Source organism: uncultured Cellulomonas sp., assembly GCF_947494015.1.
GTDB lineage: Bacteria > Actinomycetota > Actinomycetes > Actinomycetales > Cellulomonadaceae > Pengzhenrongella.
Window position 1 is genome coordinate 23,439 of record NZ_CANLTL010000008.1, and the last position, 22,648, is coordinate 46,086.

At 74.8% G+C, this 22,648-nt stretch carries 21 protein-coding genes and 1 tRNA gene; 7 read left to right on the forward strand and 15 right to left on the reverse strand.

Annotation, left to right across the window (positions count from 1 at the left end; translation table 11 throughout):
* Nucleotides 1-20 precede the first annotated feature (20 nt).
* From prfA to Q0840_RS10475, 11 genes are all read right to left on the reverse strand, one after another.
* A complete protein-coding gene (gene prfA, locus Q0840_RS10425; protein WP_298459399.1) occupies nt 21-1,109 on the reverse strand; it encodes a peptide chain release factor 1 in 1,089 nt (362 codons plus the stop codon).
* A 123-nt stretch (nt 1,110-1,232) separates the two neighbouring features.
* Nucleotides 1,233-1,454 (reverse strand): 50S ribosomal protein L31, encoded by a 222-nt coding sequence (gene rpmE / locus Q0840_RS10430; RefSeq protein ID WP_298459401.1) that lies wholly within the window; start codon nt 1,452-1,454, stop codon nt 1,233-1,235.
* A gap of 149 nt (nt 1,455-1,603) precedes the next feature.
* Nucleotides 1,604-3,688, reverse strand: coding sequence for a transcription termination factor Rho (rho, locus tag Q0840_RS10435; RefSeq protein ID WP_298459564.1), 2,085 nt, complete (start codon nt 3,686-3,688; stop codon nt 1,604-1,606).
* A gap of 405 nt (nt 3,689-4,093) precedes the next feature.
* Nucleotides 4,094-5,038 (reverse strand): homoserine kinase, encoded by a 945-nt coding sequence (gene thrB / locus Q0840_RS10440; RefSeq protein ID WP_298459403.1) that lies wholly within the window; start codon nt 5,036-5,038, stop codon nt 4,094-4,096.
* Nucleotides 5,039-5,058: 20 nt separating this feature from the next.
* A complete protein-coding gene (gene thrC / locus Q0840_RS10445) occupies nt 5,059-6,129 on the reverse strand; it encodes a threonine synthase (protein WP_298459405.1) in 1,071 nt (356 codons plus the stop codon).
* Nucleotides 6,129-7,424 (reverse strand): homoserine dehydrogenase, encoded by a 1,296-nt coding sequence (locus tag Q0840_RS10450; protein ID WP_298459407.1) that lies wholly within the window; start codon nt 7,422-7,424, stop codon nt 6,129-6,131. Before Q0840_RS10450 ends, thrC begins: the two co-directional genes overlap by 1 nt.
* Nucleotides 7,425-7,694: 270 nt before the next feature.
* The gene (locus Q0840_RS10455; RefSeq protein WP_298459409.1) at nt 7,695-8,252 is read right to left on the reverse strand and encodes an HNH endonuclease signature motif containing protein; all 558 of its coding nucleotides are present in this window, start codon (nt 8,250-8,252) and stop codon (nt 7,695-7,697) included.
* Between the two features lie 34 nt (nt 8,253-8,286).
* Nucleotides 8,287-8,598, reverse strand: a complete 312-nt coding sequence (locus Q0840_RS10460) for a hypothetical protein (RefSeq protein WP_298459411.1) — start codon at nt 8,596-8,598, stop codon at nt 8,287-8,289.
* A 95-nt stretch (nt 8,599-8,693) separates the two neighbouring features.
* Nucleotides 8,694-10,037 (reverse strand): diaminopimelate decarboxylase, encoded by a 1,344-nt coding sequence (gene lysA, locus Q0840_RS10465; RefSeq protein WP_298459565.1) that lies wholly within the window; start codon nt 10,035-10,037, stop codon nt 8,694-8,696.
* A gap of 89 nt (nt 10,038-10,126) precedes the next feature.
* Nucleotides 10,127-11,806 (reverse strand): arginine--tRNA ligase, encoded by a 1,680-nt coding sequence (argS, locus tag Q0840_RS10470; protein WP_298459413.1) that lies wholly within the window; start codon nt 11,804-11,806, stop codon nt 10,127-10,129.
* Between the two features lie 10 nt (nt 11,807-11,816).
* Nucleotides 11,817-13,091, reverse strand: a complete 1,275-nt coding sequence (locus Q0840_RS10475) for a CynX/NimT family MFS transporter (protein WP_298459415.1) — start codon at nt 13,089-13,091, stop codon at nt 11,817-11,819.
* Nucleotides 13,092-13,234: 143 nt separating this feature from the next.
* Here Q0840_RS10475 and Q0840_RS10480 point away from each other — a divergent pair.
* Nucleotides 13,235-13,307: transfer RNA gene (locus Q0840_RS10480), tRNA-Arg, on the forward strand.
* A gap of 44 nt (nt 13,308-13,351) precedes the next feature.
* Here Q0840_RS10480 and Q0840_RS10485 read toward each other — a convergent pair.
* Nucleotides 13,352-13,891, reverse strand: a complete 540-nt coding sequence (locus Q0840_RS10485; protein WP_298459416.1) for a hypothetical protein — start codon at nt 13,889-13,891, stop codon at nt 13,352-13,354.
* A gap of 106 nt (nt 13,892-13,997) precedes the next feature.
* Nucleotides 13,998-14,618: a hypothetical protein gene (locus Q0840_RS10490; RefSeq protein WP_298459417.1), complete on the reverse strand. Its 621-nt coding sequence runs from the start codon at nt 14,616-14,618 to the stop codon at nt 13,998-14,000.
* Nucleotides 14,619-15,064: 446 nt separating this feature from the next.
* Between Q0840_RS10490 and Q0840_RS10495 the strand changes: the two genes are divergently transcribed.
* The 5 genes from Q0840_RS10495 to Q0840_RS10515 all read left to right on the forward strand — a co-directional run bounded on the left by Q0840_RS10495 (nt 15,065) and on the right by Q0840_RS10515 (nt 19,404).
* Nucleotides 15,065-15,730, forward strand: a complete 666-nt coding sequence (locus Q0840_RS10495; protein WP_298459419.1) for a TetR/AcrR family transcriptional regulator — start codon at nt 15,065-15,067, stop codon at nt 15,728-15,730.
* A gap of 60 nt (nt 15,731-15,790) precedes the next feature.
* The gene (locus Q0840_RS10500) at nt 15,791-18,313 is read left to right on the forward strand and encodes an MMPL family transporter (protein WP_298459421.1); all 2,523 of its coding nucleotides are present in this window, start codon (nt 15,791-15,793) and stop codon (nt 18,311-18,313) included.
* 159 nt (nt 18,314-18,472) lie between these two features.
* Complete coding sequence (locus tag Q0840_RS10505) at nt 18,473-18,637, forward strand: hypothetical protein (RefSeq protein ID WP_298459422.1); 165 nt, start codon at nt 18,473-18,475, stop codon at nt 18,635-18,637.
* Nucleotides 18,638-18,697: 60 nt separating this feature from the next.
* Entirely contained in the window at nt 18,698-19,198 is a 501-nt protein-coding gene (locus Q0840_RS10510; RefSeq protein WP_298459423.1) for a hypothetical protein, read from the forward strand.
* A gap of 80 nt (nt 19,199-19,278) precedes the next feature.
* Nucleotides 19,279-19,404 carry a molybdopterin oxidoreductase gene (locus Q0840_RS10515; protein WP_298459424.1) on the forward strand — a complete coding sequence of 42 codons (126 nt, stop codon included), beginning with the start codon at nt 19,279-19,281 and terminating at the stop codon, nt 19,402-19,404.
* A 10-nt stretch (nt 19,405-19,414) separates the two neighbouring features.
* On the opposite strand, the gene Q0840_RS10520 is transcribed toward Q0840_RS10515, so the two are convergent.
* The gene (locus Q0840_RS10520; RefSeq protein ID WP_298459425.1) at nt 19,415-20,677 is read right to left on the reverse strand and encodes a multidrug effflux MFS transporter; all 1,263 of its coding nucleotides are present in this window, start codon (nt 20,675-20,677) and stop codon (nt 19,415-19,417) included.
* Between the two features lie 102 nt (nt 20,678-20,779).
* Between Q0840_RS10520 and Q0840_RS10525 the strand changes: the two genes are divergently transcribed.
* The gene (locus tag Q0840_RS10525) at nt 20,780-21,520 is read left to right on the forward strand and encodes an SOS response-associated peptidase (RefSeq protein ID WP_298459426.1); all 741 of its coding nucleotides are present in this window, start codon (nt 20,780-20,782) and stop codon (nt 21,518-21,520) included.
* A gap of 27 nt (nt 21,521-21,547) precedes the next feature.
* Here Q0840_RS10525 and Q0840_RS10530 read toward each other — a convergent pair whose 3' ends face one another.
* Entirely contained in the window at nt 21,548-22,639 is a 1,092-nt protein-coding gene (locus tag Q0840_RS10530) for an adenylate/guanylate cyclase domain-containing protein (RefSeq protein ID WP_298459427.1), read from the reverse strand.
* Nucleotides 22,640-22,648 lie beyond the last annotated feature (9 nt).

Below are 22,648 nucleotides of genomic sequence, written 5' to 3' on the forward strand. Positions count from 1 at the left end.
GGTCGGTGGCTGCGGCTCGCTCACGCGCCCGCGACGGCGAGGCGGGCCGCCTCGTCGGCGTCGATGGCGGACCGCACCACCGCGTCGAGGTCGCCGTCGAGCACCGTGTCCAGGTTGTAGGCCTTGTAGCCGGTGCGGTGGTCGGCGATCCGGTTCTCGGGGTAGTTGTAGGTGCGGATCCGCTCGGAGCGGTCCACCGTGCGCACCTGGGACCGCCGGGCCTCGGACGCCGCGGTGGCGACCTCCTCCGCACGCGCGGCCAGCAGCCGCGCGCGCAGCACGCGCATCGCCTGCTCGCGGTTCTGCAGCTGCGACTTCTCGTTCTGCATGGACACGACGATGCCGGTCGGCAGGTGCGTGATGCGCACCGCCGAGTCGGTGGTGTTCACCGACTGCCCACCCGGGCCGGACGACCGGTACACGTCGATGCGCAGGTCCCCCGGGTCGATCTCGACCTCACCGGGGTCGTCGACCTCGGGCAGGACCAGCACGCCCGCCGCGGAGGTGTGGATCCGGCCCTGCGACTCGGTGACCGGCACCCGCTGCACGCGGTGCACCCCGCCCTCGTACTTCAGGCTCGCCCAGACGCCGTCGCCGGCGTCGGCCAGCTGGCCGCGGGCCTTGATCGCGACCTGCACGTCCTTGTACCCGCCGAGGTCCGACTCGGTGGCCTCGATGAGCTCGGTGCGCCAGCCGCGCCGCTCGGCGTACCGCAGGTACATCCGCAGCAGGTCGCCGGCGAAGAGCGCGGACTCCTCCCCGCCCTCACCGGCCTTGATCTCCAGGATGACGTCGCGGGCGTCGTCCGGGTCGCGCGGGATCAGCACCCGGCGCAGACGCTCGGCCGCTGCCTCCACGCCGTCGCGCAGCGCGGGCAGCTCCGCGGTGTAGGCGTCGTCGAGCTCGGCGATCTCGGTCGCGTCGGCCAGGTCGGTGGTGGCCTGCTCCCACGCGCGGTACGCCGCCACGACCTGGCCGAGCTCGGCGTACCGGCGCCCGAGGACGCGCGCCCGGCCCGCGTCGGCGTGCACCGACGGGTCGGCGAGCTGCTGCTCGATGTCGGCGTGCTCGGCGAGCAGCGGCTCGACCGTGGCGAAGGCCTCGCTCATGGGTGGTCCTCAGGGTCGGGGGGGACGGCGACATGCCGGGCGGTGACGCCCGGGTACGACAAACGCCGGTGGCCCCCGCGCCGCCATGGAGGGCGACTACGGGGACCACCGGCGTCGGGGGCCTTACTGCTGCGCTGCGGGCTTCTTGCCGTAGCGGGCCTCGAAGCGGGCCACGCGGCCACCGGTGTCGAGGATCTTCTGCTTGCCCGTGTAGAACGGGTGGCAGGCGCTGCACACGTCGGCGCGGATCTCGCCGGACGGCTCGGTCGAGCGCGTGGTGAACGTGTTCCCGCAGGTGCAGGTCACGGTCGTGTCCACGTAGGTCGGGTGGATGTCCTTCTTCACGGTGCTTCTCCTTGGGTTTCGTCCCCGGGTCGCAGGCACGGCGTGCTCCGCGTGAACCGGTGACCAGCCGAACACGATGCCAGAACGCGGCCGTCCGGCGAAATCATCCGTCGCCCACCGGTGCCGCACGTGACGTGCGGCACGCGGCGTCAGTCGTGGCCGTGGGTGCCGTGGCTCCCGTGGCTGGGCGCGCTGGGGGTCGTCTTCTGGACCTGGAGCAGGAACTCGACGTTGGAGTGCGTCTCGCGCAGCTTGGTCAGCAGCAGCTCGATCGCCTGCTGCTGGTCCAGTGCGCTCATCACCCGTCGCAGCTTCCAGCTGATCTTGAGCTCGTCGGCGGGGATGAGGATCTCCTCGCGACGCGTGCCCGACGCGTCCACGTCCACGGCCGGGAAGATCCGCTTGTCGGCGAGCTGCCGGGAGAGCTTGAGCTCCATGTTCCCGGTGCCCTTGAACTCCTCGAAGATGACCTCGTCCGCCTTCGAGCCCGTCTCGACGAGCGCGGTCGCCAGGATGGTCAGCGAGCCGCCGTTCTCGATGTTGCGGGCGGCACCGAAGAAGCGCTTGGGCGGGTAGAGGGCGCTGGAGTCGACACCACCGGACAGGATCCGGCCGGACGCGGGCGCCGCGATGTTGTAGGCGCGGCCCAGGCGGGTGATCGAGTCGAGCAGCACCACGACGTCCTGGCCGAGCTCCACCAGTCGCTTGGCGCGCTCGATGGCGAGCTCGGCGACCGTGGTGTGGTCGTCCGCCGGCCGGTCGAAGGTCGACGCGATGACCTCACCCTTGACCGTGCGCTGCATGTCGGTGACCTCCTCGGGGCGCTCGTCGACGAGCACGACCATGAGGTGGACCTCGGGGTTGTTCGTGGTGATCGCGTTGGCGATCGCCTGCAGCACGAGCGTCTTGCCGGCCTTGGGCGGGGACACGATCAGCCCGCGCTGGCCCTTGCCGATCGGCGCGACCAGGTCGATCACGCGCGTGGTGAGGATGTTGGCCTCGGTCTCCAGACGCAGGCGGTCCTGCGGGTACAGCGGCGTCAGCTTGCCGAAGTCGGCCCGCTGGCGCGCCTGCTCCGGGTTCATGCCGTTGACCGTGTCGAGCCGGACCAGCGCGTTGAACTTGCTGTGCCGGCCCTGGCTCTGGTTGGGCTGGTCGCCCTCGCGCGGCTGGCGGACGGCGCCGGTGACGGCGTCGCCCTTGCGCAGGCCGGCCTTCTTCACCTGGCCCATCGTCACGTAGACGTCGCTCTCGCCGGGCAGGTACCCCGTGGTGCGGACGAACGCGTAGTTGTCCTTGATGTCCAGGATGCCGGCGACGGGCAGCAGGACGTCGTCGTCGCTGACCTCGACCTCGTCGTAGCCGGCGAGGTCGCCGGTGGGTCGGCCGCCGCGGCCGCGCTTGGGGCGCTCGCGGTCGCGGTAGCGGTCCCGGTTGCGCCGCCGACGGCCGCCGCGCTCCTCGTCGTCGCCGTCGGGGTAGGACGCCTGGCCCGGCTGCTGACGGCCGCGCTGCCCGGCGCCGTTCGGGTCGATGCCGTTCTGGCCGGCGCCGTTCTGGCTGACACCGTTCTGGCCGGCACCGTTCTCGCCGGCGCCCTGCTGCTGTCCTTCGGGCTGGCCGCCCTGGTTGGACGAGCCGTCGACGGGACGCGTGTCGCCCTCACCACGGGCCGCCCCGCGGTCCCGGCCGGAGCGCCGCGATCCGCGCTCGGCGCGCTCGCCCGTGACGGCGCCCACAGCCTCCGCCGCGCGCGCGGCGCGGTCGTCCCGGCCGGTGTCGCGACGCTCGCTTGCGGGCAGCGGGAGCTCGATGTCGATGCGCGGCAGTCGCTCGTCCGCGACGTCACGACGGGGGCGCTGCCGCTCCGTGGTCTCGGCGGCGGGTCGCTCCGGCGTCGTGGTGGCGGGTGCGGGCTGGGTGGTCGTCGTGGCGGCCGGACGGTCGGCCGTCTCGGACGCCGTGGTCGCGGGCGCCGGCTGGGTGGTCGGTGCGGCCTGCGGCTGGGTGGCGCGGCGGCTGCGGGTGGCGGGCCGCTGGACGGGCTCACCCGACCCCGAGGTCGTCGTCGACGTCGTCGCCGGGGCGTCGTCGCCCGCCGGACGCGCGGTGCGCGTGCCGGCGCCGCCGCCACGCTTGGTCCTGATGGCGTCCACGAGGTCGCTCTTGCGCATCTTGGACGTACCCGTCACGCCGAGCTGCGAGGCGAGCGCCTGCAGCTCGGGCAGGCGCATCGCGGAGATCGCGGCGCCCCGGGTGGAGCCACCGGCAGCCGCTGCGTCCTGCGCAGCGCCGCTCACGGTGGCGTCGATGGTGTCAGTCACGAAGGATCCTTCCCCCTCGTCGGCGGCCGGCTCGTTCAGGTCGGCGGGCCGCGTGTCGACGTCCGACACCAGACGGCCGGACGTTGCCTCAGCCTCGCCCTGGCGGCGTACGACGACGTCGGGCGTTGCGGGGCTGATGAGCCTCCGGTCCGGCAGGCTGCGAGGCACGCAGCGCACGAGAGCCGAGATCCTGGGGGCCTGGTCACTCTAGCACCGCGGGCTCGGCGCCCATGCCCGCCGTGCACATTCACCCGTCCGGGCGCGGCGGTCACCTGTGCACTCGCCGGCGCCCTCGTGGGACGACGAGCCGCCTGCTCAGCGCACCATGCGCTCGACCGTCGCACCGTCCCGGTCGACGCCGGGGACCAGCACGTGCCACCCGCCCATGGTCGGGCCGAGCACCTCCCGGACCGCGTCGTCCGCGTCGGTCGCGGCGTCCCCCGTGCCTCCCGTCGTCCGGGCCAGGGCGAGCACCGTGGGACCCGCGCCGGAGACCACCGCGGCGACCCCGCGCCCGCGCAAGGCGTCGACCAGGGCGACGCTCTCGCGCATTGCCGGTGCCCGGTAGGACTGGTGCAGCCGGTCCTCGGTGGCCGCGAGCAGCAGGTCGGGCCGGCGCCCGAGCGCGTGCACCAGCAGCGCGGCACGGCCGACCGCGAAGGCGGCGTCGCGGTGCGGCACGGTCGCCGGCAGCAGCCCGCGCGCGGTCGACGTGGCCAGGCGCACGCCCGGCACCAGGATGACGGGCGCGACGTCGGCGTGCGTGTCCACCTGCACGGCCCGGGCGCCACCCGGTTCGCACCACGCGACGGTCGCGCCGCCGAGCAGCGCGGGCGCGGCGTTGTCCGGGTGGCCCTCCACGTCGGTGGCCAGCCGCAGGACCGTGTCGTCGTCGAGCGCGTCGGGGTCGGCGATGAGGCCGCGTGCCGCGAGCAGTCCGGCGACGACCGCCGCGGCGGAGGAGCCCAGCCCGCGCCCGTGCGGGATGCGGTTCGTGCAGACCAGGTGCAGGCCGGTCTGGGGTGCACCGACGTGGTCGAGCGCGAGGCGCAGCGCACGCACGACCAGGTGCGAGTCGTCGTCGGGCACCTCGCCCGCCCCTTCGCCGCGGACGTCGACGACCACACCCGGGGTGCCGAGCGCGCGCACCTCGACCTCGTCGTGCACCGCGAGCGCCAGTCCGAGGGCGTCGAAACCGGGTCCGAGGTTCGCGCTCGTCGCCGGCACCCGGACCCGGACGTGGTCGGTCCCGAGCCTCACCGCAGCCGTCCCGTCACGGGTCAGGACAGGTCGAGGGCGTCGGCGATCGACACCACGTCCGGGCTCACCCGCACGGGGACGATCTCGCCGCCGTCGGCCGTGCGCAGGGCCCACTGCGGGTCCTTCAGACCGTGCCCGGTCACCGTGACGACGATCCGCGCACCGGCCGGCACCCGGCCCTGCTCGGCCAGCATGAGGATGCCGGCGACGCCCGCGGCGGACGCGGGCTCGACGAACACGCCGCACTCGTTGGACAGCACCCGGTGCGCGGCGAGGATCTGGTCGTCGGTGACCGCCTCGATGAGCCCGCCGGAGGTGTCGCGCGCCGTCTCGGCCTGCTTCCACGACGCGGGGTTGCCGATCCGGATGGCCGTCGCGATCGTCTCGGGGTGGGTCACCGGGTGCCCGGCCACGATCGGCGCGGCGCCGGCGGCCTGGAAGCCCCACATGGTGGGGGCCCGGGTGGCCGGACCGTCGGCCGCGTACTCGGTGTAGCCCTTCCAGTACGCGGTGATGTTGCCCGCGTTGCCGACCGGCAGCACGTGCACGTCCGGGGCGTCACCGAGGGCGTCGACCACCTCGAACGCACCGGTCTTCTGGCCCTCGATGCGGTCGGGGTTGACCGAGTTGACGAGCTCGACGCCGTACGCGTCGGCGAGCTTGCGGGCAGCCACGAGGCAGTCGTCGAAGTTGCCGTCCACCTGGAGCAGGCGGGCACCGTGCGCGACGGCCTGGCTGAGCTTGCCCATCGCGATCTTGCCGTCCGGGACCAGGACGGCGCACAGCATGCCGGCCGCGGTCGCGTAGGCCGCCGCGGACGCCGAGGTGTTCCCGGTCGACGCGCACACCACCACCCGGGCGCCGCGGCCCGCCGCGGCGGAGATCGCGGTGGTCATGCCGCGGTCCTTGAACGACCCGGTCGGGTTCATGCCCTCGACCTTGAGATGGACGTCGGCGCCGGTCCGCTCGGACAGCGCGCGCGCCGGGACGAGCGGCGTGCCGCCCTCCCCCAGCGTGATGACCGTGTCGGTCAGGTGCGCAGGCAGTCGGTCGGCGTACTCGGCGATGACGCCGCGCCACTGGTGGGCCATCAGCTTCCCTCGACTCGTAGGACGGAGCGCACGGCCAGGACCGCGTCGAGCTCGGCGACGGCCTGCACCGTGGCGGCGAGCGCGGCGTCGGTCGCCGAGTGCGTGGTGATGATCAGGTGGGCGACGCCGCTCGTGGTCGCGCCGCCCGCGGCCTGCGACTGCCGGACGGCCTCGATCGACACCCCGTGGTCGGCCAGCGCGGCCGCCACCTGGGCGAGCACGCCCGGCCGGTCGACGACGTCGATCCGCACGCTGTAGCGGGTCAGGGCCGCTGAGGCAGGCAGCACGGGCAGGTCCGCGTAGCTCGACTCCACCGGTCCCCGGCCACCCAGCACGCGGTTGCGGGCGGCCGACACGACGTCGCCGAGCACCGCGGAGGCCGTGGGCGTCCCACCCGCACCGCGGCCGTAGAACATGAGCTCACCGGCGGACTCGGCCTGGACGAACACCGCGTTGAACGCCCCGCGCACCCCGGCCAGCGGGTGCTCGACGGGCACCAGCGCGGGGTGCACGCGCACCGAGACGCCGTCGTCGGTGCGCTCGGCGATCGCGAGCAGCTTGACGACGTGGCCGGTGCTGGCCGCCCAGGCGACGTCGTCGGCGGTGACGGCCGTGATGCCCTCGCGGTGCACGTCCTCGAGCGGGACGCGGATGTGGAAGGCGAGCGAGGCGAGGATCGCGGCCTTGGCGGCGGCGTCGAAGCCCTCGACGTCGGCCGTCGGGTCCGCCTCGGCGTAGCCCAGCTCCTGCGCCTGCCGCACCGCGGCGGCGAGGTCGAGCCCGCCCGTGGCCATCTGGTCGAGCACGTAGTTGGTGGTGCCGTTGACGATCCCGACGATGCGCTGCACGCGGTCGCCGGCGAGGGACTCCCGCACCGGCCGGACGATCGGGATGGCGCCGGCCACGGCCGCCTCGAAGTACACGTCCACGCCGGCCGCGTCCGCCGCGGCGTACAGGGTGGGACCGTCCGCGGCGAGCAGCGCCTTGTTCGCGGTCACCACCGAGGCCCCGGCGGCGATCGCCCGCAGCAGCAGGGTGCGCGCCGGCTCAAGGCCGCCGATGACCTCCACGACGATGTCCGCCTGCTCGACGAGCGAGTCGGCGTCCGTGGTGAGCAGCGCCGGGTCGACGCCGTCGCGCGGTGCCGTGACGTCGCGGACCGCGATGCCGGTCAGCTCCAGCGGGGCGCCTACGCGGGCGGCGAGGTCCTCGGCCTGCTCCCGCAGGAGCCGCGCGACCTGGGTACCCACCACGCCACAGCCCAGCAGGGCGATGCGCAGAGCCGGGGCTGGCACGGTGAAGCACCTCCAGGGTCGTGGTCGGTCGTTGTCGAATTCGTCCGGCGGGCACGCCCGCGGGGACGTCCGGCGCCGAGGCGATCCTCCCGGCTTGGCCGACTCCCCGACCCGGCGTCTCACCATACGGGTGGTCCGCCATCGGTTCGGCGCGGCGGACGGGCGTTGCCGCGCGCGGACGGGCGTTGCCGACTGCGCTCGGCGGGCGGGCGGTGCCCCTCGCGCCCCGCCGAGCGCAGGCGGGCGGTGCCCCTCGCGCCCCGTGCCCGCTCACGGGGCACGAGCCGGCACGGGCTGCACTCCCGGGAGAACGGGCCCCGACCGATCGAGCACGCGCCTCGACCGTTCACGGAAGGTGCAGGTCACCGACGTGAGGCCGCGACCACGGGCTCCGGACGCCGGGCCGCGTGCGGGTGCACGGGTCCCAAGCCGCGGGCGACCGGTCCGCGGCTCGTCACCGCGCGGCGGCGAGGCCGAGCGGGTGATCGCGAGGTCGCGGCGGTGGCCCTCGTGGTGGTGGAAGCTGCACAGCAGGACGCCGTTGTCGACGCTCGTCGACCCGGTGTCGCGTTCCCACCAGTCGATGTGGTGGATCTGGTACCACGGAGCGCGCGTGTGGCACTCCGGCCAGGCGCACTCGCGGTCACGCGCGATGACCGCCCGCCGCTGCTCCCCCGAGAAGAGACGCTGCGTACGCCCGACGTCCAGCGGGACACCGGTCGCGTCGACGGCGATCCGGGTGATCGTGCAGTCACCCATGACGGCCGCGACCTCGCTCGCCGGGACGGGGGTCCCGTCCGCCAGCGTCGCGAGCGGGTACCCCTGCACCGCGGCAGACCGCGGGCAGTCGGACTCGGGGGCGTCAGCCAGGCCGGACGCAGCCAGACCGCCCGCACTCTCGCTCGGCGACGAGGACCGTGGCACGGGCAGCCGCCAGCCGGTCCAGCGCCCGATCCAGCCGGCCCAGCACGGTCCGTCGATCGGCCTCGGACCAGCTGCGAGCCTCGGTGACCAGTGCGGCCAGCCGCACGGTCGCGGCACCGAGAGCATCGGCCTGGGCGAGTGCGGCGTCCGCGGACGACGACGCCTGCAACGGCCCCTCGACGGGCCGCGCGTCGGCGACGTGAAGCGGCTCGGTGCCCGCCACCCGGACCACTCCAGCCGTTTCGAACATCTGTTCGAAGTCCAGCGACGAGCGCCGGCACGCGTATCGCCCGGCCCCAACCTGTGGACGAGCCACGAGCCACGAGCCCGAGCCACGACCCCGCGTCACCCCTGGTCGAGGGCCAGCAGGTCCTCCTCGGTCTCGCGCCGCACGAGCACCCGCACGACGCCGTCGCGCACCGCGAGGACCGGCGGACGCGGCAGGTGGTTGTAGTTGGACGCCATGGACCGGCCGTACGCGCCGGTGACCGGCACCGCCAGGAGGTCGCCCGGGGCGACGTCCGCGGGCAGGGCGACGTCGTGCACGACGATGTCGCCGCTCTCGCAGTGCTTGCCGACGACGCGCGAGCACGCCGTCTGCGCGGACGCGACCCGCGAGGCGACCGTGGCGGTGTACTGCGCGCCGTACAGCGCGGGCCGCAGGTTGTCGCTCATGCCGCCGTCGACCGAGACGTACGTGCGCGTGAACGGTCCGTCGTCGCCGTCGACGGTCACCGGCTTGACGGTGCCCGCCGTGTAGAGCGTGAAGGTCGTGGGTCCCACGATCGCGCGGCCGGGCTCGATCGAGATGCGCGGGACCGGGGTGCCGAGCTCGGCGCACACCGCACCGACGGTCGCGGCCAGCCGGCCGGCCACCGTCGCGGGGTCCAGCGCCGTCTCCCCCGGCAGGTAGGCGACGCCGTACCCGCCGCCGAGGTCGACCTCGTCGGCGAGGTAGCCGCTGGCCGCGTGCAGGTCGGCCCGCAGCCGCAGCAGCGTGCGGGCGGCCTCCTCGAAGCCGGCGGGGTCCAGGATCTGCGACCCGATGTGGGAGTGGATGCCGAGCAGGGTGAGCTCGGGACGGTCCAGCACCGCGCGCAGCGCGGCCATCGCCTGGCCGCCGGCCACCGACAGCCCGAACTTCTGGTCCTCGTGCGCGGTCGAGATGTACTCGTGCCCGCCGGCGTGCACGCCGGTGGTGACCCGGACCATGACCGGTGCCCGCAGGCCGGTCCGCGCGGCGACGTCGGCGATCCGGTCCACCTCGGTGAGGGAGTCCACGATCAGCCGTCCCACGCCGGCCGCGAGCGCCCGCTCGATCTCCGCGTCGGACTTGTTGTTGCCGTGCAGGCCGATGTCCGCCCCGGGGACACCGGCCCGCAGGGCGACCGCGAGCTCCCCGCCGGTCGCGGTGTCGACCCGCAGGCCCTCCTCGTGCGCCCATCGCGCCACGGCGACCGACAGGAACGCCTTGCCGGCGTAGTACACGTCCACGCCGACGTCGAGCGGCTCGAACGCCGCGGTGAACGCATCGCGGTAGGCGCGGGCGCGGGTGCGGAAGTCCGCCTCGTCCAGCACGTAGGCGGGCGTCCCGTGCTCGCGCGCGAGGTCCCGGACGTCGACGCCGGCCACGGTCAGCGCGCCGTCGTCCCCGCGGCGCACACCGGACGCCCACACCTGCGGGTCCAGGTCCACCCCCTGGCCGGGGGCGACGCCCGTCGGCACGCTGACCGCGACGCCGCCGGACACGTCCTGGCGGCCGACGTCGGCGGCGGGCGTCACATGCGCTCCGGGGCGCTGACGCCCAGGAGGTCCAGCCCGTTGGCCAGGACCTGGCGCGTGGCGTCGTTGAGCCACAGCCGGGTGCGGTGGACGTCCGAGACGTCCTCGTCGCCGAACGGGGTGACGCGGCGCTGGTCGTACCACTTGTGGTAGCTGGAGGCGAGCTCCTCGAGGTACCGGGCGACCCGGTGCGGCTCACGCAGGTCCGCCGCCTGCGCCACGACGCGGGGGAACTCGGCGAGGGACCCGAGGAGCACGGTCTCGCTGGGGTGGTCGAGCAGCGCGGGGTCGAACCCGTCACCGCGGTGGACACCGGAGTCGGCGGCGTTGCGCGCGACGTTGACCGTCCGGGCGTGCGCGTACTGGACGTAGAACACCGGGTTCTCGTTGGTCGCCGTCGTCAGCAGGTCCAGGTCGATGTCGAGGGTGGAGTTCGCCGCCGAGCGGGCCAGGGCGTACCGGGCGGCGTCCACCCCGACGGCGTCGACCAGGTCGTCGATGGTGACGATCGTGCCGGCGCGCTTGGACATGCGGACCGGCTCGCCGTCCTTGACCAGGTTGACCATCTGCCCGATGAGGATCTCGAGGTTCACGCCGGGCGTGTCCCCGAACGCGGCGCACATGGCCATCATCCGGCCGATGTACCCGTGGTGGTCGGCGCCGAGCATGATGATCACGCGGTCGAAGCCGCGCTCGCGCTTGTCGAGGTAGTAGGCCAGGTCGCCGGAGATGTAGGCCGCCTGCCCGTCGGACTTGATGATGACCCGGTCCTTGTCGTCCCCGAAGTCCGTGGTCCGCAGCCAGGTGGCGCCGTCGGCCTCGAAGATGTGGCCCAGGTCCCGCAGGCGGGCGACCGCGCGGTCGACGGCCCCCGACTCGTGCAGGTGGTCCTCGTGGAAGTAGACGTCGAAGTCGACCCGGAAGTCGTGCAGCTTCGCCTTGATCTCGGTGAACATGAGGTCGACGCCGACCGCGCGGAAGACCTCCTGGGCGTCGTCGTCGGGCAGCGTCAGGGGGTCGGGCTCCCCCGCCGCGCGGCGGCTCGCGAGCACGGCGTCGGCGATGTCGGAGATGTACTGGCCGCCGTACCCGTCCTCGGGAGCCGGCTCGCCCTTGGCCCGGGCGAGCAGCGACCGCGCGAACCGGTCGATCTGGGAGCCGTGGTCGTTGAAGTAGTACTCCCGGGTGACCTCCGCCCCGGCCGCACCGAGCACCCGGGCGAGGGAGTCGCCGACGGCGGCCCAGCGCACCCCGCCGATGTGGATGGGTCCGGTCGGGTTCGCCGAGACGAACTCAAGGTTGATCCGCAGGCCGGCGAGCGTCTGCGAGCGGCCGAAGGCGGCCCCGGCCTCGACGACGGAGCGGGCCAGCCCACCGGCGGCGGCGGTGTCCAGGGTGATGTTGAGGAAGCCGGGGCCGGCGACGTCGACCGCACCGACGCCCGCGACGCCGGACAGGCGACGCGCGAGCTCCTCGGCGAACGCGCGCGGGGTGGTGCCGGCCCGCTTGCCGAGCTGCATCGCGATGTTGGTGGCCCAGTCGCCGTGCTCGCGCTGCCGCGGACGCTCCACGTGCACGACGGCGGGGATCGCCGACGCGTCCAGGGCGAAGGTGCCGTCGTCGACGGCGGCGGTCAGGGCAGCGCGGAGAGCCTCGGAGAGCTCGGCAGGGGTCACGGCCTCAAGGTTACCGACCGGGTCGGGGGTCGACGTCGGGCACGGCGCCCCACCGGTCCTCGAGCATCGACGGCCGGCAGGCGGCGGCCGCGACCACCGCCATGAGCAGGACCGTCCCGATGAGGATGCCGAAGACCGGCGTCCAGGAGCCGGTGCGCTCGTGCAGCACGCCGGCGAGGACCGGCCCCGGGACGGACAGCGTGTACCCGATGCCCTGCACGAAGCCCGACAGCGACGTCGCCCCGGCAGACGTGCGCGTGCGCAGGTTGATCAGCGCGAGCAGCATCGGGAACGTGCCCGGCGCCAGGCCCAGCATGAGCATCCAGGCGGCCGTGCCGTGCGCCGGCGCGAGCAGCAGGCCGGCGTACCCGGCCACGAACAGCCCGGCGAGCACCAGGACGACCGGGTACGGGTTGCGCATCCGCGCGGCGAGCATCGGGCCGGCGAACGACAGCGGCAGCCCGAGGATCGCGAACAGGCCGAGCCAGCGTCCGCCGACCGACGGGTCCAGCCCGGCGTCGGCCAGCATCTGCGGCAGCCAGGCGAAGATCACGTAGGTGTTGAGCGAGTTCAGCCCGAACGTCACCGCCATGGCCCAGGCGAGCGACGTCCGCCACACCCGCCCGCCGGAGCGGTGCCGCGACGCCGGGCCGGCACCCCTCGCCGGGGACCGGGCCAGGATGCCGCGCAGGCTCGCCCGGGCCGCGCTGGACCGCGCGATGACCACGCACCACGGGACCACGGCGAGGAAGCCGATGACCGCCCAGGTCGCGATGGACACCCGCCACCCCGCCTGCCGGGCGATGGGCGCCGCGAGCACCGCGGGCACCGACGTGCTCACCGCCATGGCCATCGAGTAGACGGCGGTCACCGGGCCGATCCGGTCCGGGAAGTAGCGCTTGACCAGCGGCGGGAGCAGCACGTTGCCCATCCCCATGCCCGCGAGCGCGATCACCGACCAGCCCAGGAACGGCGTCGGCGTGCTCACCAGCGAGCGGGCGACCTCACCCACCCCGGACATCGCCATGGCCGCCACGAGGGTGGGCTCCAGCCCGGCCCGCCGGGCGACGATCGGCGCCACCGAGCCGAACAGCGCGAAGGAGGCCAGCGGCACGGCGCCGAGCACACCGGCGAGCGTCTCGGTCAGGTCGACGTCGGCGCGCACCGCGTCGAGGATCGGCGACACGGCGGCGACGGCGATGCGCAGGTTGAGCGCGACGAGCACGATCCCGGCGAGCACCACCCAGCGTCCGCGCCAGGGCGCGGGAGGGGTGGGCGTGGACACGAGGGACCATTCTGCGCTGGTCGCGGGCTCGCCGTGCACCGCGGCCACGCCGGGCGGGCCCGCTCGGGACGTGGTCGTGCCGCCTCGCACCGGGCGGCGCCCGGGTGCGGTAGTGTCTGGGGCCGTGCCGCGATGCGGTGCCCGCCCGCGTAGCTCAGTGGATAGAGCGTCTGCCTCCGGAGCAGAAGGTCGAAGGTTCGAGTCCTTTCGCGGGCACCCAGGTCCACTCACGTCCCCCGCCGCGATCGCGGCACGTCGCGTCATGCGGCGACATCCGGCCGGACGCCGTGCTCGCGCAGGACGGCGTCGAACAGGGCGCCCGGGATCCGGCTCCACCGGGGACCGACCGGACCGACGAACCGATCCGCGCCCCCGGTGGTCACCACGACGACGTCGTCGAACACGTGCTCGACGGGACGACTGAAGGCTCCCGGTGCGCCGGACCTACCGGGGGTGAAGGCCGTCGCCGGCAGCCCGCGGGCCACCAGGACCCGGATGGGCTCCGGACGTGTGCCCCACCCGCACAGCCACTCGCGTGCCCGCTCACCGTCCGGGCCGGGGACCGGGCACAGCGCACCGCCGGCACCGTGCACCGACCATCCCGCCGGCACCGGATCGAGCGCCGGCGGCTCGACGGTCGTGTAGCCGTCGTGGGAGTAGAGCGCCCGGACCGAGGACGGATCGCCCCCGAGGCTGCGGACGTGCTCGGCGACCTCGTCCAGCCAGGTGACGTAGGCGTCCTCCGCCACGCCGTAGGCGGCGATCACCGCACGGTCGGTGCACATCAGATGCTGCGACATGGGTGACCTCCGTGGCCGACCTGGGACTCTTCCGTCGGTCAGACCATGCCCCCGGCCACCCACACGCGACGCGACGCGAGCACCATCGCCGCAGGGGCGGCGCTCGCTACCCCACCAGGGTCGCCGTGCGGCGGGCCGCCTTGCGGATGCCCGCGCGCTCGTCGAGCCAGCCGCCGGCGATCCCGACCACCGGGAGCTTGCCGATGGCACGCGTGAGCAGGTTGCCCCGTGGCCGCTCGTCGAAGAGGTCGGACAGCCCGAACAGCGTGCGCGCGAGGCGCCACACCGTGCGGGCCGCCCGACGGGCGCCGCCCGCGAGCGTGGCACGGTCGCCCCCGTCGGGCTCCCCCTCGTCCGCCCCGCCCCCGTCGGGCTCCCCCTCGTCCGCCCCGCCCTCGCCCGGCCCACCCTCGCGCGGGTCGTCCTCGCCGTCGTCCGTGGTCAGCTCGCGCTCGGTGGCGTCGGAGGCCGGGACCGCGGCGTCGTCCGCGTCCAGGTCGCGACCGAACAGCACCTGGGCCAGCAACGGCACCCAGTCCCCGGGCGTGGTGCGCCCGTACTCCCGCGCCGTGGCGCACACGGCGAGCCCAGCGGCGGAGGCACCGAGCGCAGCCTGCAGCGGGACCCGGTCGGACAGCGCCCCGGCGAGGCGGGGAGCAGCGGCGGCGAGGCCGGCACTGACGCCGATCCGGGTCACCCACCAGTCGACGCGCCGCTGGACGGGCACCTCGCCCCACCGGAGGGAGGCGGGCGTGACGTCGCCCAGGGCGCGATCGCGCAGCGCATCCAGCGCCCGGGCCCGGGAAGCCCGCGGTGGGCGGCGGGTCGTCGTCCAGACCGAGCCAGCGCTCCGGGTCGGTCAGGACGTGCTGGACCATTCCGGCGTAGACGCCGAGCGCACGGGCGATCTGGGCGTCGGTGACGGCGGGACTCGGGGACACTGCCGCTCCTCGGGCTGGGGACGGGGCCGCACGGTGGTCGGCCGGCGCACACGAGCCGGGCACGCGTCGGCGCCGCGCCGCGCCGGGGCGGCGACCAGTCGACCACGCGACTCCCCCAGCCGCCCCTCGAGCGCCCGTCGGCCCGCGAGCGCCGTCGGCCACCCGGGCGACCACGACGTGAGCCGCGCCACCATCCGTGCACGCAGTGCACCGATGCACTTAGTGTAAGTACATGACCTTCGCGCCCCGGGCCGGCGACCGGCGCTCCGCCGTGCGCGAGCGCCACCACACGGCGATCCTCGCCGCCGCGGCCGAGCTCATGGACCAGACCGGCGGGGCCGGGTTCACGGTCGACGAGCTCGCGGCCCGCGCCGACGTGTCCCGGCGGACCGTCTTCAACCACTTCCCCTCGATGGACGACATCGTCACCGCCGTGTGCAGCGACGTGCTCGGGGCGATCGTCGTCAGCCTCGAGCAGCGCGCAGCGTCCATGCCCGTCGGCGACGCGCCCGCCACCACCCTCGTCGACGAGCTGTCCACGGCACTGGTGAGCACGGACCTGGTGGCCACCATGCGGTACCTCAGCCGCGTGCTCGGCGGGGACGACGGCCCCTCGCCGCGGGTTGCGGCCATGCTCCTGCGCGCGTCGACGGAGGTCGGCGAGGCGCTCACCGGCGTGGTGATGCGCCGGCACCCCGACGCCGACCCGTTGCAGGTCCACCTCCTGGTCGGCTCCGTGATGAGTGGCCTGGTGGTGATCCACCGGCACTGGCAGGAGGCGACCGGGGCGGCCGACGACGAGCGCTCGCGCCGGGTCTGGTCGGCCCTCCTCGACCGCCTGCTGGCGACCATCCGAGCCGGGTACGGCGCCGACCCCTCGTTGCGCGCCGTCCACTGACCCGCCGGTCCACCGGCACACCGACGCACCACCATCCCGCCTCACCCTCGAAGGACCACCATGGCTGAGCTCCTCCACCGCCTCGGACGCGCGTCCGCGCGCCACGCACGGACCGTGATCGCCGTCTGGATCGCCGTCCTCGTCCTGGCCGGGGGCGCCTACGCCGTCGGCGCCGGCACGCTGACCAGCGGTTTCGCCATCCCGGGGACGCCGACGACGCAGGTCACCGACCAGCTCCGGTCCGCGCTGCCCGAGGCGTCCGGCGGCACCGGGACGGTCGTGCTCAGCACCGAGGACGGCACCGCGTTCACGGCCGAGCAGCAGGCCGAGATCAGCGCGCTGATCGCCGACGTCACCGACGTGGACGGTGTCGAGGGCGGCGTGGACCCCTTCGCGACCGAGGCGGACCGCGCCGCGCAGCAGGAGGAGGTCGAGTCCGGCCGCGAGCAGCTCCAGGCGGCCCGGGCCGAGCTGTCCGCGGGCCAGGCCCAGCTCGACGCGGCGCGCGCACAGGCGGAGGAGGCGGGGGCCCTGGCCCAGGTGCAGGCCCAGCTCGACGCGCAGCAGGCCACCATCGACGAGGGCACGGCGCAGCTCCAGGCGCAGGCCGACCAGCTCGAGCGCGGCGCCGCCCTGCTGCGGATGGCGTCCGAGATCCGCCTGGTCTCCGCCGACGGGAGCACCGCGGTGGTGACCATCTCGTTCACCGCGCCGCAGATGGAGATCGAGCAGGAGACCAAGGACGCCGTCGTGGCCGCGTTCAGCAGCCAGACGATCCCCGGGGTCCAGGTCGACTTCTCTGCCGACCTGGTCACCGACGTCTCCGGGCTGCTCGGCGCCGGCGAGTTGATCGGGCTGGCCGTGGCGGCCGTCGTCCTGGTCGTCATGCTCGGCACCCTGCTCGGCGCGGGCCTGCCCATCCTGACCGCCGTCATCGGCGTCGGCATCGGGGCGCTGGGTGCGCTGGCGCTGTCCGGCGTCGTCGAGATGGCGTCCGTGACGCCGATCCTGGGGGTCATGCTCGGCCTGGCCGTGGGCATCGACTACTCGCTGTTCATCGTCAACCGGCACCGCCGCCAGCTCAAGGCCGGCCTGGAGGTCGAGGAGTCGATCGCCCTGGCCAACGGCACGTCCGGCAACGCCGTCGTCTTCGCCGGCGCGACCGTGCTGATCGCGCTGCTCGCGCTGAACATCACCGGCATCCCGTTCCTCGGCCTGATGGGCACGGTCGGTGCCCTGTGCGTCGCGATCGCCGTGCTCATCGCCGTGACCTTCACCCCCGCGCTGCTGCGCCTGGTCGGCCCCCGCATCCTCAGCCGCCGCGAGCGGGCCGCGATCGGCGGCCCGGCCGCGGCCGGGACCTCGGCGCACGGCGCCCATGTCGCGCGGGCGAGCACCACCCCGCGCCCGATGTCCACGGGCAGCGCGGTCGTGCGGGTGCTGGTCGGCATCGGGGCGCTGCTGGTGATCGCCGTGCCGGCCCTGGACCTGCGCCTGGGGCTGCCGGACGGCTCGTCGGAGCCGCACTCCTCGACCCAGTACCGCGCGTACTCGACCATCGCCGAGAAGTTCGGCGAGGGCCAGAACGGCACCCTGCTCGTCGTGGCGGACCTGCCGGGCAACCCCACCCAGGACGAGGCGCTCGACCTGCAGGTGCAGGTCGCCGAGGCGCTGTTCGCACAGGACGACGTCGTCGCCGTCGCGCCGATCGGCACGTCCCCGGACCGCACGCTCGCCGCGTTCCAGGTGCTGCCGGCGCAGGGCCCGACCACCGAGTCGACCGAGCAGCTCGTCCACCGGCTGCGCGACCTGTCGCCGCTCGAGGGCGAGTACCCGATCGGCGTCGCCGGGCAGGCCAGCGGAAACATCGACATCTCCGACAAGCTGGCCGCGGCACTGCCGGTCTACCTGGCCGTCGTGGTCGGCCTGTCGCTGATCATCCTCGTCCTGGTGTTCCGGTCCGTCTTCGTGCCGGTGGTCGCCACCCTCGGGTTCATCCTGTCCTTCTTCGCCGCGCTCGGCGGCGTGGTGGCGATCTACCAGTGGGGCTGGTTCGGCGGCGTGTTCGGCGTCGAGAGCCCCGGCCCGGTGCTGAACTTCCTGCCGACCATCCTCGTCGGCATCCTGTTCGGCCTCGCGATGGACTACATGCTCTTCCTCGGCTCGGGCATGCGTGAGGCGTACGCGCACGGCGCGCCGTCGCGGCTCGCCGTCGCGCAGGGCGTGCGGGCCGGACGCGCGGTCGTCACCGCGGCCGCGACGATCATGATCGCCGTCTTCGGCGGCTTCGTCTTCTCGCACCTGGCGATGATCCGGCCGATCGGGTTCGCGCTCGCCTTCGGCGTCCTCGTCGACGCGTTCGTGGTCCGGATGTTCCTCATCCCGGCGCTCATGCACCTGGTGGGCGACGGCGCGTGGTGGCTGCCGCGCTGGCTGGACCGCCTCCTGCCGGACGTCGACGTCGAGGGCGCGGCCCTGGAGCGGCGGCACCCGCACGTCGACGGTGCCACGGGCGGCGACGCCGTGACGGGGTCGACGGGTGGGCGTCCGACGGCCGACGGGGTCGACTCCGTCCGCGTGTAGGCGGCGTAGGCCCGGGCGGGCGGGCACGGACCGGCACGGGCGAGCACGGGCGGGCACGGGCGCGCGCAGGCGGGGACCCAGCGGCCGGGTGGAGAGCTTTCACCCGGCCGCGCACGCCCGTTCACCGGGCGTTCGCCCCGGCTCGGTACACCTGTCGGCATGGAGTCCATCTCGCTCGCGGACGTGTTCTGGACCGTGCTCGTGCTCGCCGGCCTGGTCGCGGAGGTGCTGGAGCGCCGCGCCCGTCGCGGCCACGCCCGGACCCCCGTCGCCGGCGTCCGCCTGGAGGATGCGCCCGCGCCGCCGCTGGCGCACCGGATCTAACCCGGCCGCTCCCGGCATCGAGGGGGGATGATGGTGGTCCGACCGAGACGGGAGGACCCCATGCGCACCCACCGCACGACGCCCACCATCGCCGCCGCAGGACTCGCCGCCCTGACGGTGCTGGCCGGCTGCTCCGTCGACACCCCCGACGTGGACGGCGTCCGCCAGTCCGTCGGGTCCGCGGTCGACGACGCCCGCGCGGCCGCCGACCAGGCCCGCGCCGCCGCGGAGGAGGCCCGGTCGGCGCTCGACGGCGCCGCGGACTGGCTCGACGACGTCGCCCCCGAGGCCCGGAGCGCCGTGCAGGACGCCGTCGACTCCTCGTCCCAGGCGCTCGAGGACGCGACCCGCGCCCTCGACGAGGCGACCCCGGCCGATGCGGAGGCCGCACGCGCCGAGGCGGAGCAGGCCCTCGCCGACGCCCGCACCCGGCTGGACGACGCGCGCGCCCGCCTGGACGAGGCCGCGGGCTCGGTCGACGGCGCGGCCGCGTCCGGCCTCGAGGAGCTCGCCCGGGCCGTCGACGACCTCGCCGCGCGGCTGCGTCAGAGCGGCGGCTGACCGCGGTTTCACCCGTCTGCCCGCACGTCTCACCCGCTGCGGGTCTCCACGGCGGCGGCCCGACGGCCGATGGTGGAGTCATGACGCACCACCCGGGGTCGCAGCGGCGCCCGCACCAGACCCCCTCGTGGTGGGTGGTCGGCGCGTGGGCGTCCCTCGTGCTGCTCGCGGCCGGCGGGCTGGCCGGCGCCGCCGGCCTCGGCTGACGCCGTCCGACTACCCGCGCGCGAGCGCCGGCTCGCCCGAGCGCCGGCCGCTGTGGTGCCATCCCCCGCGCCGGTAGGCGGGGGTGGCCACCGCGAGGACCGCGACCGCGACGGCAGCGGCACCGGCCATCACGACCGACATGCCGCGGGCGTCACCGCCGAACACGCCGACCAGCGGGCTGACCCCGCCGGCGACACCGGCCTGGAGGCAGCCGATGAACGCGGCGGCGGTGCCGGCCATCTCCCCGTGCCGGCTCAGCGCGAGCGCCGAGGCGTTCGGCGCGATCAGGTTGATCAGCGACAGCAGCGCGAACAGGACCACCAGCACCCCGGCGAGGCCGCCGAGCCCGGTCGCGACGACGGCGACCAGCACCAGGGCGAGGACCAGCACCGCCGGCAGCGCGACCCGCAGGATCCGGATGGGCGCCACGCGCTGGACCAGGGCCGCGTTCACCTGGGCGCCGGCGACCAGTCCGATGCCGTTGACGGCGAACAGCAGCGCGAACTGGTGGGCGGTGAGCCCGTACTCCTGGCGCAGCACGAACGGGGACCCCACCACGTAGGCGAACAGCACCGCCATCCCGAGCCCCGGCAGCACCGCGAGGGCGACGAAGTGGCCGTCGCGCAGCAGCGACCGGTAGCCGCCCAGTGCCGACCGCAGCCCGCCGGTGCGCCGGCGCTCGGGCGGCAGCGTCTCGGGCAGACGCAGGAACACCACCACCCACAGCACGGCGCCGTACACCGCGAGCGCCACGAAGACCGCCCGCCAGCCGAACTGCCCGGCGATCAGCCCACCGACCGACGGTGCGAACAGCGGCGCGACGCCGATCACGAGCATGAGCCGGGAGATCAGGCGGGAGGCGTCCGCGCCGACGAAACGGTCACGGATGACCGCCATGGCGACCACGGTCGCGGACGCGTTGAAGAAGCCCTGCAGCGCCCGCAGCGCGATGAGCGACCCGATCCCGGGCGCGACCGCGCACAGCAGCGACGTGACGATGTGCAGGGTCACGCCGATCAGCACCGGTGCGCGTCGGCCGAGCTTGTCCGACAGGGGGCCGACGACGAGCTGACCGAAGGCGCCGCCGATCAGGGTCGCGGTCATGGTCAGCTGCACCGCGGTCGCGGTGGTGCCCAGGTCGCGGGCCACCTCCGGCAGGGACGGCAGGTAGATGTCCGTCGCGACGGCGGGCAGGGCCGTCATCGTCCCGAGCAGCAGGATGTAGCGGGCGTCGGGGCGGAACTCGGTGCGGGGGGCGACGGCGGTACTCATCGGCTCCATCGTCCCACCGGTCCGGCATCGGGTCGAATCGATACGACCGTGAGGCTGGCCACTCCGGTGCCGGCCGGGGGCCTCCGGTGGCACGCTGGGCGCATGTGCGGTCGCTACGCCTCCTTCCGGGACGCCCAGGACCTCGCCGACCACTTCGCCCTGGAGTCGGTGGCCGACGACGTCCGCGAGCTCCCCCCGTCGTGGAACGTCGCCCCGACCGACGGCGTGCGGATGGTCGTCGAACGGCCCGAGCGGCTCGAGGACGGCTCCGCCGGGGCGATCGAGCGCACCCTGCGGCTCGCGCGCTGGGGTCTGGTCCCGTCCTGGGCGAAGGACCCGTCCATCGGCTCACGGATGATCAACGCGCGCGCCGAGACGGTGACCAGCAAGCCCGCCTTCGCCCGCGCGATGGCGGTGCGGCGCGCGCTGATCCCCGCGGACGGCTACTACGAGTGGCAGCCGGCCCCCGAGGGCGCGGCGCGCACGACCAAGCAGCCGTACTACCTGCACGCGGTCGACGGGTCACCGCTGGCCATGGCGGGGCTCTACGAGTTCTGGAAGGACCCCACCAAGGCCGACGACGACCCCGACCGGTGGCTGGTCACCACGACGGTGATCACCACCACCGCGGTCGACGCGATGGGACACATCCACGACCGGCAGCCGATCATGCTGCTCCCCGACGCGTGGGACGCCTGGCTGGACCCGGCCGTGGACGCCGACGGCGCGGCGCGGCTGCTGTCGACCCCCGTCCCGGAGCTCGCGGCGACGCCCGTCTCCACCCAGGTGAACGCGGTCCGCAACGACGGGCCCCAGCTCATCGAGCCCGTCGACCTCGCCTGAGCCGACCTCCGGCCGGTGGGCTCCGCGTCAGGCGTGCCGGACCAGCACCGGCGCGATGGTCCCCAGGCCCGCCAGCTCGCGCGCGGGCTGCGGCTCCAGCACGAACCGCCCGTCGCCGGCCAGCAGGCCCGCAGTCACCTCGTCGGTGAGGACCGTGCTGGGCTGGGCGATGTCCGTCAGCCGCGCGGCCACGTTGACCGAGGCCCCGAAGACGTCCCCGAACCGGGACAGCACCCGGCCCTGGACGAAGCCCACCCGCACCGGCGTGACGCCGCGGGCACCCTCGGCCAGGCCGGCCTGCTCGCGGACCGCGTCCACACCGAGGTCACCACCGAGCTCACGGGCCAGCCCGAGCGCGACCCGGGCGCCGCTGACGACGTCGTCGGCCACGAAGAGCACGGCGTCGCCGATCGTCTTGACCACCCGGCCCCCCTCGGCGGCGACGATGTCCCGCGCCGCGGTCTCGAAGCGCTGGACGAAGGCGGACAGGTCCGTGGAGCCCAGGCCGGCGGTCCGGCGGGTGAACGAGACCATGTCCGCGAAGCCCACTGCGCGGGCCAGCGGCAGCGCCGACGGGTCGGTCGCGCCGGTGCTGCGGGCCTCCCCGAACTCGGCCGCGAACCGCCCGGCGATCGCAGCCAGGTGCCGCCGCCAGGAGTGCACGAGCTGCTCCTCGAGCACCGGCGCGAGGTCCGCGAGCCGGTCCAGGACGACGAGGCGGGCGCTGGTGTCGTCGAGCTCGCGGCGCTGCGCGATGTCCTCGACGAGCGCCTCGACCTGCCACAGCACGAGCCGCTCGCACTGGTGACCGAGCGCCCGGGTCAGGGTCACCGACGTGCGCCGCTCGATCTCGCCGGACCGCTCGAGGTCGGCGATCCGCCGGACCGCGGCGGCGTCGTCCTCGGTGAACAGCGGGGCGTCGGTGTCGGCGTGCGGCAGCCCGAGCGTGCGCCAGAACAGCTGGACGTCCTCGGGCCGGACACCCGGTCCCGCCCGGTCGACCAGGTCGCGCAGGGTCAGCGTGCGGTCGCCACCGAGCAGCGACGCCTCGAGCCCCTGCACGGTCGACGGACCCGTGGGGCGCGGCTGTGCGGTGTCCTGGGCGGCGTCGTCTGGCACCCGGTCAGG

Excerpts from the sequence above, each read along its gene's own strand:
- prfA (WP_298459399.1), bottom strand. The coding sequence starts at position 1,109 with ATGAGCGAGGCCTTCGCCACGGTCGAGCCGCTGCTCGCCGAGCACGCC.
- rho (WP_298459564.1), bottom strand. The coding sequence starts at position 3,688 with ATGCGCCTGCCCGAGCTGCAGGCGCTCGCCTCGCAGCTCGGCGTGACG.
- Q0840_RS10515 (WP_298459424.1), top strand. The coding sequence starts at position 19,279 with ATGACGCACCACCCGGGGTCGCAGCGGCGCCCGCACCAGACCCCCTCG.
- Q0840_RS10510 (WP_298459423.1), top strand. The coding sequence starts at position 18,698 with ATGCGCACCCACCGCACGACGCCCACCATCGCCGCCGCAGGACTCGCC.
- thrC (WP_298459405.1), bottom strand. The coding sequence starts at position 6,129 with ATGGCCCACCAGTGGCGCGGCGTCATCGCCGAGTACGCCGACCGACTG.
- Q0840_RS10495 (WP_298459419.1), top strand. The coding sequence starts at position 15,065 with ATGACCTTCGCGCCCCGGGCCGGCGACCGGCGCTCCGCCGTGCGCGAG.
- Q0840_RS10505 (WP_298459422.1), top strand. The coding sequence starts at position 18,473 with ATGGAGTCCATCTCGCTCGCGGACGTGTTCTGGACCGTGCTCGTGCTC.
- Q0840_RS10460 (WP_298459411.1), bottom strand. The coding sequence starts at position 8,598 with ATGTTCGAAACGGCTGGAGTGGTCCGGGTGGCGGGCACCGAGCCGCTT.
- Q0840_RS10520 (WP_298459425.1), bottom strand. The coding sequence starts at position 20,677 with ATGAGTACCGCCGTCGCCCCCCGCACCGAGTTCCGCCCCGACGCCCGC.
- Q0840_RS10485 (WP_298459416.1), bottom strand. The coding sequence starts at position 13,891 with ATGTCGCAGCATCTGATGTGCACCGACCGTGCGGTGATCGCCGCCTAC.
- Q0840_RS10500 (WP_298459421.1), top strand. The coding sequence starts at position 15,791 with ATGGCTGAGCTCCTCCACCGCCTCGGACGCGCGTCCGCGCGCCACGCA.
- Q0840_RS10525 (WP_298459426.1), top strand. The coding sequence starts at position 20,780 with ATGTGCGGTCGCTACGCCTCCTTCCGGGACGCCCAGGACCTCGCCGAC.